The sequence below is a fragment of the Roseibium album genome (assembly GCF_965233825.1).
Lineage (GTDB): Bacteria > Pseudomonadota > Alphaproteobacteria > Rhizobiales > Stappiaceae > Roseibium > Roseibium album.
In genome coordinates this window covers 5,806,071-5,821,101 of the sequence record NZ_OZ247583.1, presented here as the reverse complement: position 1 = coordinate 5,821,101, position 15,031 = coordinate 5,806,071, and the positions used below count along the sequence as shown (strand labels likewise).

General features: G+C 57.6%; 11 protein-coding genes. All 11 read left to right on the top strand.

The window, feature by feature from the left end; translation table 11 throughout:
• Positions 1 to 71: 71 nt before the first annotated feature.
• The gene (locus tag ACO6TI_RS26740; RefSeq protein WP_104703614.1) at positions 72 to 1,067 is read left to right on the top strand and encodes an AraC family transcriptional regulator; all 996 of its coding nucleotides are present in this window, start codon (positions 72 to 74) and stop codon (positions 1,065 to 1,067) included.
• 238 nt (positions 1,068 to 1,305) lie between these two features.
• On the top strand, positions 1,306 to 4,329 hold the full coding sequence (locus tag ACO6TI_RS26735; RefSeq protein ID WP_422383720.1) for a hypothetical protein: 3,024 nt from the start codon (positions 1,306 to 1,308) through the stop codon (positions 4,327 to 4,329).
• Positions 4,330 to 4,782: 453 nt separating this feature from the next.
• Entirely contained in the window at positions 4,783 to 5,250 is a 468-nt protein-coding gene (locus ACO6TI_RS26730; protein ID WP_055117351.1) for a division/cell wall cluster transcriptional repressor MraZ, read from the top strand.
• Entirely contained in the window at positions 5,247 to 6,287 is a 1,041-nt protein-coding gene (gene rsmH, locus ACO6TI_RS26725; protein ID WP_348314867.1) for a 16S rRNA (cytosine(1402)-N(4))-methyltransferase RsmH, read from the top strand. Before ACO6TI_RS26730 ends, rsmH begins: the two co-directional genes overlap by 4 nt.
• A gap of 2 nt (positions 6,288 to 6,289) precedes the next feature.
• Positions 6,290 to 6,646, top strand: coding sequence for a cell division protein FtsL (gene ftsL, locus ACO6TI_RS26720; protein WP_029060904.1), 357 nt, complete (start codon positions 6,290 to 6,292; stop codon positions 6,644 to 6,646).
• A 10-nt stretch (positions 6,647 to 6,656) separates the two neighbouring features.
• Positions 6,657 to 8,369, top strand: coding sequence for a peptidoglycan D,D-transpeptidase FtsI family protein (locus ACO6TI_RS26715; protein WP_055117347.1), 1,713 nt, complete (start codon positions 6,657 to 6,659; stop codon positions 8,367 to 8,369).
• Positions 8,370 to 8,467: 98 nt separating this feature from the next.
• Positions 8,468 to 9,937 (top strand): UDP-N-acetylmuramoyl-L-alanyl-D-glutamate--2,6-diaminopimelate ligase, encoded by a 1,470-nt coding sequence (locus ACO6TI_RS26710; RefSeq protein WP_196999662.1) that lies wholly within the window; start codon positions 8,468 to 8,470, stop codon positions 9,935 to 9,937.
• Positions 9,934 to 11,364, top strand: a complete 1,431-nt coding sequence (locus tag ACO6TI_RS26705; protein WP_422383719.1) for a UDP-N-acetylmuramoylalanyl-D-glutamyl-2,6-diaminopimelate--D-alanyl-D-alanine ligase — start codon at positions 9,934 to 9,936, stop codon at positions 11,362 to 11,364. Before ACO6TI_RS26710 ends, ACO6TI_RS26705 begins: the two co-directional genes overlap by 4 nt.
• Positions 11,365 to 11,374: 10 nt before the next feature.
• Positions 11,375 to 12,460 (top strand): phospho-N-acetylmuramoyl-pentapeptide-transferase, encoded by a 1,086-nt coding sequence (gene mraY / locus ACO6TI_RS26700; protein WP_055117341.1) that lies wholly within the window; start codon positions 11,375 to 11,377, stop codon positions 12,458 to 12,460.
• A 5-nt stretch (positions 12,461 to 12,465) separates the two neighbouring features.
• The gene (murD, locus tag ACO6TI_RS26695) at positions 12,466 to 13,866 is read left to right on the top strand and encodes a UDP-N-acetylmuramoyl-L-alanine--D-glutamate ligase (protein WP_422383718.1); all 1,401 of its coding nucleotides are present in this window, start codon (positions 12,466 to 12,468) and stop codon (positions 13,864 to 13,866) included.
• Entirely contained in the window at positions 13,866 to 15,023 is a 1,158-nt protein-coding gene (locus ACO6TI_RS26690; protein ID WP_055117336.1) for an FtsW/RodA/SpoVE family cell cycle protein, read from the top strand. Before murD ends, ACO6TI_RS26690 begins: the two co-directional genes overlap by 1 nt.
• The last annotated feature ends 8 nt before the right edge of the window (positions 15,024 to 15,031 follow it).

Genomic DNA, 15,031 nt, shown 5'->3' with positions numbered 1-15,031 from the left:
GGATGCAGTAAATTGCCGCATTGTCGGATCCGAATGCTTGAATGAATTTCCTGCTCACGGCATGATTTGTCATGTCCCAGGCCGCGCATAGACCGCCATTGAGTAACTACCGGTGTTTTGAAACGTTTGACGTTGACGAAGCCCGGGAAATCGTTGCGCGCAATTTTTGCAGCCACAGGCTTGATCGAATGTCCTCGGGGGATCGGTTCGATGCCTGCCAGAACAGGGTCGATGGCGAAAGACTCTCGCTGAACTACATTCGCTACGGTGCCGATGTGACCATCGATCCGGGCGAACTTTCGGAATTCTATCTGATACAGATTCCGATCACAGGCACGGCGCAAGTCAGGAACGGAATTCGATCCGTTTACTCAACACGTTCCGTCGGGGTTGTTTTGAACCCGGACCGACATACCACGATGCGTTGGCACGAAGGCTGTGAACAGGTTCTGGTCCAGATCGAAAAATCCTACATGCGGGATATCGCCGTCAGGATGACGGGTGTGGACGTGAACTCGGTCCGTTTCTCGCCAGGGTTGGATTTGAACCATGAATCCATCGCCTCATGGGCATGGCGCCTGCGCGCTTTGTTCGGGGCGGCGGAGGCCGGACAGGCTTTTCACGGGTCTGACCTTCAGCAGCAAAGTCAGCTGGAAGAGGCTTTGGTGATGTCGTTGCTGGAGGTGCAGCCCAGCACTGTTTCGCACTTTCTCGGAGAACGGCGCAGCGGCGCCTCACCTGCGATCCTGAAACGGGCGTTGTCGCTAATCAACGAGCAATTCGGGCAAGACATCAGTCTTCTGGATATCAGCGCTTTCGCCGGAACAACGCCCCGCAATCTGCAGATCCTCTTCAAGCGGGAGTTGGGATGTACGCCAATGGAAAAACTGCGGGACGTTCGGTTGAATTTTGCGCGATACCTGCTGGTATCAAGCGGTAAACATCAATCCGTCGCGGACATTGCCGAAAAGTCCGGGCACCGCCACGCGGGGCGGTTCTCACTGGCATACAAAGCTTGTTTCGGCGAATCTCCAAAGGAAACTCAACGCCGCCGCCCGTTCGGATAGTTCAAGCCGTTCCGTACCTGGGTCATGTATTGCTTCATGAAAACTTTTCTCTGAATTTACGGAAGATTTCGTTCGGTCGCGTGTTTTATGTATTACGCAAAATTTCGTGAGACTAAATATGATAAAATTGTGTCTTCGAGGTCATTTTAAAACCTTTAACATTTAATGTTTTGTCCATGTTGTTGTCTTTGTTCCTTCCTAATCTTGATTCGTTGTATTCAATACAGGTGGGATCGAAATGGAAGGGACGTTCGAGGACTTTTTGGCCGCGTTGTTGGCGTTTGAGTCGGGTTGGGACAGGGGCCGCTACAGCGCCGGCGTCATTCAGGACTGGCAGCTCGACCAATGGGCGGGTGGTGCGGTTGAAACCCATTTTCCGCAATATACGAGCTGGTCGCAGTTGACCGACACGGAATGGGAAACCATGGCGTACCGGTCCATGAATTCGCTCGGGTTTGTCGGTTTTCAGTTCGGCGAAGCGTTGCTCATTGATCTCGGCTATTATGACGATGACGTCTTCTACGGAAACGGGGCAGCTTCCAATACTTGGGACGGAAACTGGACTGGCAAGAATGGCGTGAATTCTCTGGAAGAATTCATGACCAGGGACGCACAGAACGTCGCGATCCAGGAGGCGTTCGGCTACAATCTTCAGGTTCTGGAAACGCAGTTGGCCGGGAGCGGACAGTCGCTGAGCGATTTCATCGGTCAGACGACGAGCTACACCCAGAACGGCCAGACCGTCACAGTCGACCTTACGTTGACCGGTATTCTCGCCGCAGCTCATCTGCGCGGTGCATGGGGGACCGCGACGCTTCTGCAAGGCGGGGCCGTCAGCACGGACGAATACGGCACATCGATCCTGCAATACATAGATCAGTTCGGCGGCTTCGAGGCCCCTTCGATCGGGCAGATGATTGCCTTTTACGAAGATCGCCTGACCGGCGACGAAGGTCTCGGCACACCGGGCGAGACGCCCGGAACCGGTACGCCGGGCCAGCCGGACAGTGACGGCGGCAATGGCGGTGCCGGCGTCACCGAAAGCGATGCGGATGTCGTGATTACCTGGTCCTGGGGGCAGAACGAGGTTGTCACCGGTTTCGACCCGTCATCGGGTACAATCTTTATCGACTGGATCGGCGCCGATGACCTCGAGGTTTCCGAGACGGTTGAGGGTGTCGTGTTTGCAATCCCGTCCAACAACCAGACAACAACCCTCTCGGGTGTCCGGCTGAGTGAGCTGAGCGGGGAAAACTTCACGATCCTTGATACAACCACCGCCGCAGAAGTTCTGGGACTTGTTGGCAACGGATCAGGGATCCCTGATACACCGGATGAGCCTGACACACCTGTCGAGCCGGACACGCCTGTCGAGCCGGACACGCCAGACGAACCGGAAACACCTGACGAGCCGGATACTCCCGATATGCCTGCTCCGCCGGTGACGCCGGACAGCTGGAACGGTACGGCCAGTGTCACGGCGGCCACGGCGACGCTGGCAATCACATGGTCCTGGGGAACAAACAGGAGTGTTGCCGACTTTGATCCGCAAAACGACACGATCTTTATCGACTGGTTTGGACCGGACGCGATCAATGTCGACGAAGTGGGCGGGAATGTTGTCTTCACAATGGCGTCGAACAATCAGACGCTGACACTCGAAGGCCTCGCTCTTAGTGATCTTTCACCGTCGAATTTCACCATCATGAGTGAAGCAACAGGCAGGGAGCTTCTGTCTCTGGTCGGCAGCGATCCCGTTGCTCCAGGCGATCCTGTTGACCCGGGTACGCCTGACGCACCGCAAATGATCATGATCCAAACGGACAGCCCGTCGCGGGTGATCGACAACTTCAATCCGGCAACCGACATGCTTCATCTGGAAGCGGGTGTGATAGCCGAGCGGCTTGAGTTCGCCGGATATCCGACGACGATTGCCGATGTTTCCGCTGGACTGACCGTGCGTGTGCTGACACCGACGGGTGAGATTGCCAGCGAAACGGTTCTGGTCGGTGTTGATGCTTCCGATCTCACCTTGAACAATTTCATGGTCGCCGAGGAATCAGCGTTGAACGAAGTTGCGACGCTTCTGGGACAGTCCGTGGTTACACCTGACACGGGAGGCTTTGACGTCGTATATGACGCCGATGGTTCCAATCCTCCTGTTCCGTCCGGTACAAGCGATTTGGGTGGGGTCAAATGGGCTGCCGACTTCGGGGCAGATGACATAATAGGGTTCAACCCGGCCTCGGACGAGATCGATTTCGGTAATGCTTCCGTGCATGGACTTGTTCTGAACATGACGGCGAACGGCGAGCCGGTTATCGACAATCCATGGGGACCCGACATGCAGATCCTTCAGGGCGTCCAATTGTCGGAATTGTCTATCGAGAACTTCGGTGTCGTCGGGAACGAGCATCTGCGTCAGGACGTAGGAGGTATCTTGTCTTGGGAGGGCAATATCGGACCACGGGATGCGGATACCGTCTATATCCGCTCACATGAATACGTTGCTTCGGAAGTGATCGAAGGTTTCGACCCGGCAACACAGAAAATCAGCTTCCTCTATTTTGGAACCCGCGAACGCCTTAGCGTCGAGGATACGCCTGAAGGAATGGTGATCAGTTCATTGCCGAGCGGTCAAAGCTTTGTTTTCCCGGCAGTTTCGAAAGGGGAACTCATTGCAGGAAATGTCGAGTTCCACCACGATCAGGTGATGGAAGACAACCTTGAAGCGCCGTTCGGCTTCGACCAGAACGATGTTACTCTTGTTTCGCGCACCGCTCTTCTGACCCCTGATGCTCCTCCTGGTGAAACGACGGACGGTCACCAGATCCGAGACGGTGTCGGCGCAGTTCCGGATCAACCCGATGCTCCGGATGATCCTGAAACGCCGGATACACCGGAAACGCCTGTTGTGACCCCGGTAACTGACAGTGACATTGTGCTCGGGGAGGGTTCTGATACGGTGCTCGTGACCTGGGAATGGGGTCGGAAATTCGCTGTAAAGGCCTTCAATCCCGCGGAGGATTCATTAAATTTTACCGGCCTGCCGGCTTCTGATGTCCGGATCGAGGAAGTCGGCGCCGACCTGAAGATCACTGTCGAAAACAATGGCGGTCATAGCTTGTTGCTTGAAGGTCTGCAGGCTGAGGACCTCTCGATTGCCAACCTGGCAGCGGCCGACTGGAACCAGGTTGTCACGGATACGGGTGGCGTCTTGGATCAACTTGAAGCGCTCGGCAACAACGATGTGCTTGCCTGATAACAGAAACGGCTTCTCTGGAGCACAGCGCCGCGCACCTGCGCGGCGTTTTTTGTTCTCCACAGGTCATTCAAAAGCATGGTCTGCTGGGCAGTTCTTGCCGGGTTGCGCGTGACGGGGCATCAAAACCTCCGTAATCCTGCGAATCCGATTCTCGCATTCTGTCAAGGCTTCATTAAGCATGTTTCGACTAACCTCATCCGATGAGGGCGTGTGCGATCAAATCGAGCCAAAATCCAAGAGATTCCATTGACCGCCCATGTTCTCCCATGGTATCCCATAAGGACCCAGAAAGGGGAGGGCGGGCCCATTTCAGCAGGGCCTGGGACATCAAATTTACGGCTCGGCAAGAGCCGGTTTTGCAAAATGCATGTCCTTAGGCCGCACGCTGGCCGTTTCTTCTCAGAGGTGATTAGGGAATTTGACGGTTAGGAACCCGTCTGAAGGGGATTTATGTCCGGTTTTGTTTCTCACTTTACCAACCGGCTGGATGCCAAGGGTCGCGTGTCGATCCCGGCACCCTTCCGCGCGGTGCTGGCGAGAGACGGATTTGAAGGCCTTTATTGCATCACCTCTGCCCATTGCGACGCGGTCGATGCCGGCGGCAACGAACTTCTCGCCGAGATCAACAAGCGTTCGGAGGCATTCGCGAAGCTCTCGCCGGATCATGACGCACTTGCAGTCGCGCTTTTCGGGGCAAGCGAAAATCCCAAGATAGACGGAGATGGACGCATGACCATTTCCGACATGATCCGTGACCACGCGGGTATCACCGACCAGGTCACCTTCGTCGGCATGAACTACAAGTTTCAGATCTGGGAGCCGGCAAAGTTCCGCGAGTACCGTGCAGAGGCCCAAAGGCGCGCGCTCGCGATGCTGTCGGGGCAGGCCCCCGTACCTTCACAAGGAGAGCCGGCATGATGGCGCTCGGCGACAGAAATGCTGCATCTGCCGCTGGCGGACTCGAGCGCCATGTACCGGTTCTCCTGAGTGAAGTCCTCAAGTGGCTTGATCCGCGACCGGGCGAAGTGATCGTCGACGGAACGTTCGGAGCGGGTGGTTACTCGCGTGCGATGCTGGCACGCGGAGCCAGTGTTATCGGGATTGACCGGGATCCAGACGCTATTTCTGCCGGACAGGCTCTGGTCAGTGAGGCAGAGGGCAGCCTGATGCTGGTTTCCGGACAGTTCGCCGATCTGGATGAACTCGCCCGCTCCCAGGGACACGACAGGGTTGACGGCGTTGTTCTCGATCTTGGTGTTTCGTCCATGCAGCTTGATGAGGCCGAACGTGGATTTTCATTCCTGCGTGACGGTCCTCTCGACATGCGCATGGAACAGGCCGGTCCGTCCGCAGCCGATGTCGTCAATGAACTCCCGGTCAGAGACCTGATCCGTGTCGTCGGACTGCTCGGTGAGGAAAAACGGGCGACTTCGGTTGCTCACGCAATCGATACGGCGCGCAAGGAAAAGCCATTCTCCCGCACGTTGGAGCTTGCCGATCTGATCGAGAAAGTGCTCGGCCGCTCACCCAAGAAGGCGCAGATCCACCCTGCGACCCGCACGTTTCAGGCGTTGCGGATCTATGTGAACGGCGAACTTCATCAGGCCGCGACGGCTTTGGGCGCTGCCGAGCGTCTCCTGAAGCCGGGTGGCCGTCTTGTTCTGGTGAGTTTTCATTCCCTGGAGGATCGCATCGTGAAGCGTTTCTTTCAGGACCGGACCCGGACGCGAGGCGGTGGGTCCAGACACATGCCGGAAGAGGAAGTTCCTCCGGCAACATTCGAGCTCATGACCCGCAAGGCGGTTGAGGCTACGAGCCTCGAGAGGGATGAAAACCCGCGTGCGCGCTCGGCAAAGCTCAGGGCAGGGCGGCGCACGGACGCGCCGGCGCGTGAATTGGATATCCATGCTGCGGGCGTGCCGCGTCTTGCAGATTTTCATGGTCTAGGGGGCTGAAGATGGTTCGGACGCTGAACATTTTGTTCATTCTGGCAGTCGTGATCGGCGCGGCAACCGTTTACGACATGAAGCTGGCCGCGACCAAGTCAGCCGAGAAAGTCGCCGAGCTGCAGCGTCAGATCAACGAAGAGCGCAACGCGATCCGGCACCTCAAGGCGGAATGGAGCCTGCTGAACAAGCCGGACCGCCTGCAGGGCCTCGTGGAACGCTACAACGACTATCTCCAACTTGAGGCTCTTGATGTGAAGCAGATCGTGGCTCCGGCCGATCTTCCCGCGCGCCCAGTCATGCTTGAGCCCATTGGTGGCTCCAATCAGATGGGCGGCTATGCCGGCTCATCTGCTGCGATCCAGTGAGGGCTGACGGATGACGATAGTTAGCGAACCGGCAAGCTTCCTGCAGATCAAACGCTCAAACCCGCGGGTCGTACGCGGATCGGTCTCGTCGAGTGCGGTGAAATCGCGGGTCTACGTGGCGATGCTGGCATTTGCCTGTGTCTATGCCGCAATCGCCGGTCGGCTTGTCCTTCTGGCCCAGATGGAGGAAGCGCCTTCACGAGCCTGGATTTCCGCGCAAGATTCCGTGTCCGCGTCCCGTCCGGATCTGATCGACCGGAATGGTGAAATCCTGGCAACGGATATCAAGACCGCTTCTCTGTATGCTGAACCGCGCCGCATTCTGGATGTCGACGAAGCTGTCGAGGGATTGATCCGTGTCTTGCCGGAACTGGATGAAGGATTGGTACGCCGCCGTCTCGAAAGCGGCGCCGGCTTCGTCTGGCTGAAACGAGAAATGACGCCCCACAAGGCCGAAGAGGTGCACAATCTCGGCCTTCCGGGCATTGGCTTCCTTTCCGAGAACCAGCGCTTTTATCCGGGTGGGCCAACTGCCGGGCACATCGTCGGGTCCGTGAATGTCGACAATCAGGGCCTTGCCGGGATCGAAAAATACATCGATGACGAGTGGCTCGCCGATCTGCAGTCGCTCGGGTTCGCCTCCAACAGAACCATGGAACCTGTAAGACTGTCTGTCGATCTTCGAGTTCAGCATGTTGTTCGCGACGAATTGGTCAAGGCGATGGACCGCTACAAGGCGATTGCTGCCGCGGGAATTGTTCTGGATGCCAAGTCCGGCGAAGTGGTCGCCATGTCTTCACTGCCTGACTATGATCCGAATGACAGGTCGCAGGCGCTCCAGAAAGACAGGTTGAACCGTGCGACCGGCGGTGTCTTCGAAATGGGATCGGTTTTCAAGACCTTTACGACTGCCATGGCGCTTGATTCCGGTGCGGTTTCCATCAATGACAGCTTCGATGCGACACGTCCGATCAGGGCTGCCGGTCGGACGATCACGGATTTCCACGGGAAAAACCGCATCCTTTCAGTGCCGGAAATTTTCATCTATTCGTCCAATATCGGCACCGCCAAGATGATGCTTGCGACCGGGGTTGCGCGCCAGAAGGAGTTCCTGGGACGACTGCATCTGACCAGCCGGCTGAAAACGGAACTGCCTGAAAACGCTGCTCCGCTACTTCCGCCGAAGTGGAACGAACTTGCCGCAATGACGATTTCCTTCGGGCACGGACTGTCTGTCACTCCTATGCAGACGGCTGTTGCCGCCGCGGCCGTGGTCAACGGTGGCACCCTGCTGCCGCCAACTTTCCAGCCGAGAAGCGAGGAGGAGGCCCAAGCTCTTGGAAAACAAGTTCTTTCTGCGGATGTCAGCCGCATGATGCGCTATCTGCTCCGCCTCAATGTCCTTTCCGGATCCGGGCGCCGTGCCGACGTTCCCGGCTATACGGTTGGCGGAAAGACCGGCACGGCAGAGAAAATTGAAAACGGCCGTTATGTCAGAAACAAGCGAAGGAATTCATTCCTGTCCGCTTTTCCGATGGACGACCCGAGATACGTGGTTCTGATTGTTATCGACGAACCGAAACCGGAACGCGCAGGGATCGGAGCGACGGCGGGGCTGAACGCGGCACCGACCGTCGCCGCGGTCGTCCGCAGGGCAGCTCCGATGCTGGGTGTGATGCCGCGTTTCGGCAAGGGGGATGAACCGATTGAGATTTCCTATTAAGGAGACAAGGGAGAAGTCGTGATTTCCGGCGGGGTCGCAGCCGCAATCCGGATCCAGGGCTTCTGAATGACGACGCACAAACCGAACGATCAGGTGAGATGGAGCTTGAATATTTGGCCGAGGGCACAAGTTTGCCAGACTCGGCGAGTGGACTAAAAATTTCTGGACTTACGGCGGATAGCCGGAACGTCGAGCCGGGTTTCCTGTTTGCCGCCCTCAAGGGTGCCAGGACAGACGGGAGCCTGTTCGCGCCGGGTGCCGTCGAGGCCGGGGCTGTTGCGTTGTTGTGCGCTAAGGATGCGGAACAACAGCTGCGTGCGGCCATCCCCGAGAATATTGCCGTTATTGCGGCTGAAGAACCGCGGCAAGTGTTTGCGAAAATGGCTGCGAGGTTTTTCGGTGCCCAGCCTGATGTTGTCGTTGCCGTTACCGGAACAGCCGGCAAGACTTCCGTTGCGCATTTCGTACGTCAGATATTCCAGTCTGCGGGTCATCCGGCCGCAAGCCTCGGGACGCTGGGTACGATCAAACCTGATGGCATCAGTTATGGCGGGTTGACGACCCCGGACCCGGTAGCGCTTCACAGGGAGCTTGCCGAACTGGAAGCCGAAGGCATCAACCACGCAGCCCTGGAAGCGTCGTCCCACGGACTTGATCAATTTCGCCTGGATGGAGTGCGGCTGACTGCGGCAGCTTTCACAAATCTGGGCCGCGACCATATGGACTATCACGCGACCATCGAGGACTACCTTTGCGCCAAACTCCGTCTGTTTGAGGATTTGTTGCCGGATGGTGGAACAGTTGTCGTGGATCCCGCTGAAAAATATGCAGACCGGGTCCTGGACGTTGCCGGCCGGCGCGGACTGCCGGCTTTCACGGTAGGTGAGACAGGCCGAGACCTGAAACTGACAGGAATACGTGCGGTCGGAGCCGGACAGGAACTGACGCTGCAGACAGCGCGTGGCGAATACAAGATCACGCTACCGCTGATCGGGCGCTTTCAGGTGTCCAATGCCTTGATTGCAGCCGGATTGGCGATTGCGGCTGGAACCGACAGCGGCTTGGTCCTGCGGTCTCTGGAAAATCTGAAAGGTGCACCGGGTCGACTGGAACTTGCAGGCAGGACGGCTTCCGGCGGACTGGTCTTTGTCGACTATGCCCATAAGCCGGACGCGCTTGACAATGCACTTGCTGCGCTGAAGCCGTTTGCGACCGGAAAATTGTCCGTTGTCGTGGGCGCGGGTGGTGACCGGGATCCGGGCAAACGCGAGCTCATGGGCGCTGCTGCCTCCCGAAACGCGGATCTGGTCATTGTGACTGACGACAATCCACGCTCAGAAGATCCGGCGGTCATCCGCAAAGCCGTCATGTCAGGCGCTCCGCAAGCAATTGAGATCGGCGACCGATTTGACGCTATTGCCGAAGGAATTCATCGGCTCAATGCGGGCGATATCCTGTGCGTTGCAGGAAAAGGTCACGAAACCGGCCAGATTGTTGGCGACACAGTGATTCCCTTTTCCGACCACGAAGCTGTGCAGCGTGCCATCAGCCTTGAAGGAGACACATGAGCGACCCTCTTTGGAAACTGGACTCCTTTGTCGAAGCTGCGGGTGGCAGCCTCAAGGGGGACGTTGGCGAGGAAATCATGGGCGTCTCGATCGACAGCCGGTCGCTTGAGCCGGGAGACGCATTTATCGCCATCAGAGGAGACCGCCTCGATGGGCACGATTATGTCGCGGCCGCTCTGGAAGCTGGAGCGGCACTTGCAGTTGTTGCTGAAAGCCGGATGTCCGACCTGCCGGAAGACGGCCGTTATCTTGTTGTTCCCGATCCGCTGGAGGCGATGCGTCTTCTCGGCATTGCGGCCCGTGAACGTTCACATGCCAAGATTATCGCCGTAACCGGCTCCGTGGGAAAAACCGGAACCAAGGAAGCACTCAGGCTGACGCTCGAGCAATCCGGAAAAGTGCATGCATCCGTTGCGTCGTTCAACAACCATTGGGGTGTGCCGCTGACACTTGCCCGCATGCCTGCAGATACTGAATTCGGCGTCTTTGAGATCGGTATGAACCATGCCGGTGAAATAACGCCGTTGGTCAGGATGGTTCGGCCGCATGTGGTGATCATCACGACCGTGCAGGCGGTGCATCTGGAGTTCTTCGAGTCTGTGGAGAAAATCGCGCAGGCGAAGGCGGAGATATTTGACGGATTGGAACCGGGCGGAATTGCCATCCTGAACAAGGACAATCGGCAATACGATCTCCTGAGATTCCTGGCGGCCGCGGCGGGCGTCTCTCATGTCCAGACCTTCGGTGAAGACCCCGGCGCTGACAGCCATACCGAGAACGTCGTGTGTTATGCCGGTGGATCCAGTGTTGACGCCTCGATTGCCGGGACGGAAATCACCTACAAGATCGGCGCTCCCGGGAGGCATCACATCAAGAACAGTCTGGCGGTTCTGACAGCGGTCCAGGATGTCGGTGCGGACCTTGCGAAAGCGGGGCTTGCGCTGGATGCAATGCGCGCCCCGCGAGGACGCGGCGAAGTCAGCCATCTGAAGATAGATACCGGTGAAATCACGCTGATCGACGAGAGCTACAACGCCAATCCTGCCTCGATGCGCGCTGCGCTCGCGGTGCTGGGTGAGACGCCTGTTTCCCGCCCGGGACGCCGGATTGCCGTTCTTGGGGATATGCGCGAGCTTGGCGTCGATGCCGATCGTTTGCATGCAGGCCTGCTGGGACCCGTTACCGACGCCGGGATCGACGGTGTCTATTGCGCGGGCCCGCATATGCATACGCTCTGGGCACAGCTCCCGCATGAATTGCGTTCGCACTATGCCGAAGATGCAAAAGGTCTGGAAGACGCCATTTTGAGGGACGCGCGACCCGGCGATGTCGTTATGATCAAGGGATCGCTCGGAACTCGCATGGGACCGCTTGTCGAAGCCCTGAAGAAGGAATACCCGCCCGCGGATGACACCGCGGCGGCATAAAGGATAGCTGATGTTTTATTTTTTGGGGCAGTTCGCTGATCAGATTTCCGCGCTGAACGTGTTCAGATACATCACGTTCCGGACCGGTGGCGCCATCATGACGGCGCTCTTTTTTGTTTTTCTGTTCGGTCCGAAGATCATTTCAAGCCTGAGGATCCGACAGGGGCACGGTCAGCCGATCAGAGCCGACGGACCGGAAAGCCACCTTCTGAACAAGAAAGGCACCCCGACCATGGGGGGGCTGATGATCCTTTCCGGAGCGTTGGTTGCAGCGCTTTTGTGGTCGGACCTGTCCAATCCCTATGTGTGGGTCGTCATAGGTGTGACCCTCGGTTTTGGCGGCATCGGTTTTTACGACGATTATCTGAAGGTTTCGAAATCGTCGCACAAGGGTTTCGGCGGCAAGGCGCGTCTGGGCCTTGAATTCCTGATCGCTGCTGTGGCCGCTTTCGTTGTGACTGTCCTGGATACGTCCGAGTTTTCAGAAGCGATCACGTTTCCGTTTCTGAAGGATTTCACGTTGAACCTCGGACTGGTTTTCATTCCGTTTGCTGCTTTTGTAATGGTGGGTGCAGGCAATGCTGTAAACCTGACCGACGGGCTTGATGGCCTCGCGATCGTCCCGGTGATGATCGCCTGTGCATCCTTCGGTCTGATTGCCTACCTGTCCGGCAATGCTGTTTTTGCGAGTTACCTTCAGATCCATCATGTCTCGGGAACCGGAGAGCTTGCCGTCATTTGCGGTGCTGTGATCGGGGCAGGTCTCGGGTTTCTGTGGTTCAATGCACCGCCGGCCGCCATCTTCATGGGTGATACCGGGTCCCTGGCACTTGGTGGCATGATCGGTGCTATCGCGGTCGCCACGAAACATGAAATCGTTCTCGCGATCATCGGTGGCCTTTTTGTTCTGGAGGCGGTGTCGGTCATCGTGCAGGTGATTTCGTTCAAGCTGACCGGCAAACGGGTCTTCCGGATGGCGCCGATCCATCACCATTTTGAAATCATGGGGTGGACGGAAAGCCAGGTCGTGATCCGGTTCTGGATAATCGCGGTTGTTCTCGCCCTGGTCGGGCTTGCCACACTCAAGCTGAGGTAGTCCGAATGATACCCATCACCACATTTGAAGGCAGGAAGGTCGCGTTGTTCGGGCTCGGGGGCTCCGGACTGGCGACTGCCCGTGCCTTGAAAGCGGGTGGTGCGGATGTGGTGTGTTACGACGACAATGATGCGCGCGTGCAGCAGGCAGCCTCCGAGGGGCTGACAACGTTGGATCTTCGCAATTTGGACTGGGATGGCGTTGAGGCGCTCGTGCTTGCTCCCGGTGTCCCGCTGACGAATCCGATTCCCCACTGGAGCGTGGATCTTGCCCGCGATGCCGCTGTTGAGATTGTCGGCGATGTCGAACTGTTCTGCCGCGAGCGGCGCAAGCAATGTGCAACTGCGCCGCTGATCGCAATTACCGGCACCAACGGCAAGTCGACGACGACCGCACTTGTGGCGCATCTGTTGAAGGAGCTCGGGCTGGATGTTCAGGTCGGTGGCAACATCGGCACACCCGTGCTCGATCTGGAACCGCTGCAGCCGGGGCGCCACTACGTCGTCGAGTGCTCCTCCTACCAGATCGACCTGGCACCAACGCTCGACCCGAGCGTCGGGATCCACATGAACCTGTCACCCGATCACCTTGACCGGCACGGCACGATGGAAAATTACGCAGCAATCAAGGAACGGCTTGTTGCGGGTTCCAGGGTGGCTGTCGTCGGTGTCGATGACGGACTGTCGTCTGCGATCGCCGATCGACTTGAACTGGCGCACAAGCCCGTTTGCAGGATCGCCGGAGAACGGGAGTTGACCAGCGGGATCTATGCCCGTTTTGGCAGGCTTTACGAAGCGCACAACGGCAGTCAGTCGGAAGTCGCTTTGCTGGGTGGCATCGACAGTCTGCGCGGTGATCACAATGGTCAAAATGCAGCCGCTGCCTTTGCGACGCTCAGGGCACTGGAACTGCCGGCTGACAGGATTGCTGCGGCCATGAAGACATTCCCCGGCCTTCATCACCGCATGGAAATCGTTGCAAAACGTGGACGGATCCTGTTCGTCAACGATTCGAAAGCGACAAATGCGGAGGCCGCCGGCCGCGCGCTTTCCAGTTTCGACAGGATTTACTGGATCGCCGGCGGCCGCGCCAAAGCGGGTGGGATTGCGGTGCTCGACGAGTATTTCCCGAAGATCGCGAAGACCTTTTTGATTGGAGAAGCAGCGGAAGCGTTCTCAAAGACGCTGGAGGGCCGCGTCCCGTTCAAGATCAGCGGCACGCTGCCCGAGGCGGTGATCGATGCCGCCGGGGAGGCTGCAGAAGATGGCGCGGATGAAATTGCGATCCTGCTTTCACCGGCCTGTGCGAGCTTCGATCAATATCCGAATTTTGAACTGCGGGGCGCTGCTTTTGTAGATGCGGTGCGTGCCTTGCCTGATGCTGGTAACACTCAGGAGGTGGCGTAATGGTATCTCGGGCGGATCGCAGCCGGTTTGCCGAATGGCTCTGGACCGTGGATCACTATCTGCTCGCCGCTTTCGGTCTTCTGATGGTCGGTGGCGTGGTGCTTTCCTTTGCCGCCAGTCCTCCGGTTGCCGAACGGCTTGGTCTTGAAACGTTGTTCTTCGTGAAACGCCAGGCACTGTTTCTTATTCCCGCCGTTGCAGTCATGTTGGCAGGCTCGCTGATGCCACCGCGCCTGGTCCGGCGCGCGGCGTTGATCCTCTTTGTGGTTTCGCTCGTCCTGCTGGTCGCGACGCTGTTTCTCGGATTTGAAGCCAAGGGTGCCAGGCGCTGGATTTACATTGCCGGATTTTCGTTGCAGCCGTCGGAATTCCTGAAACCCGCCTTCGTGGTACTGATCGCGTTTTTGCTTTCAGAAAGCGGCCGCCGCCGTGAAGTTCCAGGCGTCCTGTTTGCATTCGTGCTTTTCGCCGTCTGCGCAGCTTTGCTGATTGCCCAGCCTGATTTCGGACAGACAATGCTGCTTGGTCTCGTCTGGGCAGGGCTTTTCTTCCTGAACGGCATTTCGTGGCTGATCATCGTTGCGCTCGGGCTGATCGGCATTTTAGGTCTTTTGGCGGCCTACGCTTTCCTGCCGCACGTGACCAATCGAGTGGACAGGTTTCTTGATCCCAGTTCGGGCGACACTTTCCAGGTCGATACCGCAATGGATTCCTTTCTTGCAGGTGGCTGGTTCGGTCGCGGACCGGGAGAAGGCACCGTCAAACGAATCTTGCCGGACAGCCATACCGATTTCATCTTTGCGGTTGTCGGCGAGGAATTCGGAGTTGTCATCTGCCTGGTGCTTGTTTCAATCTTTGCCTTCATTGTGCTTCGCGGGCTCAACCATGCAGGCCGGGACCAGGACGCATTCAGCCGTCTGGCGACGGCAGGACTTGTGGTTCTGTTCGGCTTGCAGGCGACAATCAATCTTGCCGTAAATCTGCATCTCATGCCTTCGAAAGGCATGACTTTGCCGTTCATTTCCTATGGTGGGTCATCGTTGTTGTCTTCCGCAATAACCGCCGGCGCCATCCTTGCCCTGACACGCAGAAAACCCCAGCCTTCCAGGGCGGAAACGGTAACGGTGAGCCGGCTTTCACCCTCTTCTTTGATGTAAGGCAGCGT

Coding starts and splice junctions, on each gene's coding strand:
- ACO6TI_RS26740 (WP_104703614.1), top strand. CDS start 72: ATGTCCCAGGCCGCGCATAGACCGCCATTGAGTAACTACCGGTGTTTT.
- ACO6TI_RS26735 (WP_422383720.1), top strand. CDS start 1,306: ATGGAAGGGACGTTCGAGGACTTTTTGGCCGCGTTGTTGGCGTTTGAG.
- ACO6TI_RS26730 (WP_055117351.1), top strand. CDS start 4,783: ATGTCCGGTTTTGTTTCTCACTTTACCAACCGGCTGGATGCCAAGGGT.
- rsmH (WP_348314867.1), top strand. CDS start 5,247: ATGATGGCGCTCGGCGACAGAAATGCTGCATCTGCCGCTGGCGGACTC.
- ftsL (WP_029060904.1), top strand. CDS start 6,290: ATGGTTCGGACGCTGAACATTTTGTTCATTCTGGCAGTCGTGATCGGC.
- ACO6TI_RS26715 (WP_055117347.1), top strand. CDS start 6,657: ATGACGATAGTTAGCGAACCGGCAAGCTTCCTGCAGATCAAACGCTCA.
- ACO6TI_RS26710 (WP_196999662.1), top strand. CDS start 8,468: ATGGAGCTTGAATATTTGGCCGAGGGCACAAGTTTGCCAGACTCGGCG.
- ACO6TI_RS26705 (WP_422383719.1), top strand. CDS start 9,934: ATGAGCGACCCTCTTTGGAAACTGGACTCCTTTGTCGAAGCTGCGGGT.
- mraY (WP_055117341.1), top strand. CDS start 11,375: ATGTTTTATTTTTTGGGGCAGTTCGCTGATCAGATTTCCGCGCTGAAC.
- murD (WP_422383718.1), top strand. CDS start 12,466: ATGATACCCATCACCACATTTGAAGGCAGGAAGGTCGCGTTGTTCGGG.
- ACO6TI_RS26690 (WP_055117336.1), top strand. CDS start 13,866: ATGGTATCTCGGGCGGATCGCAGCCGGTTTGCCGAATGGCTCTGGACC.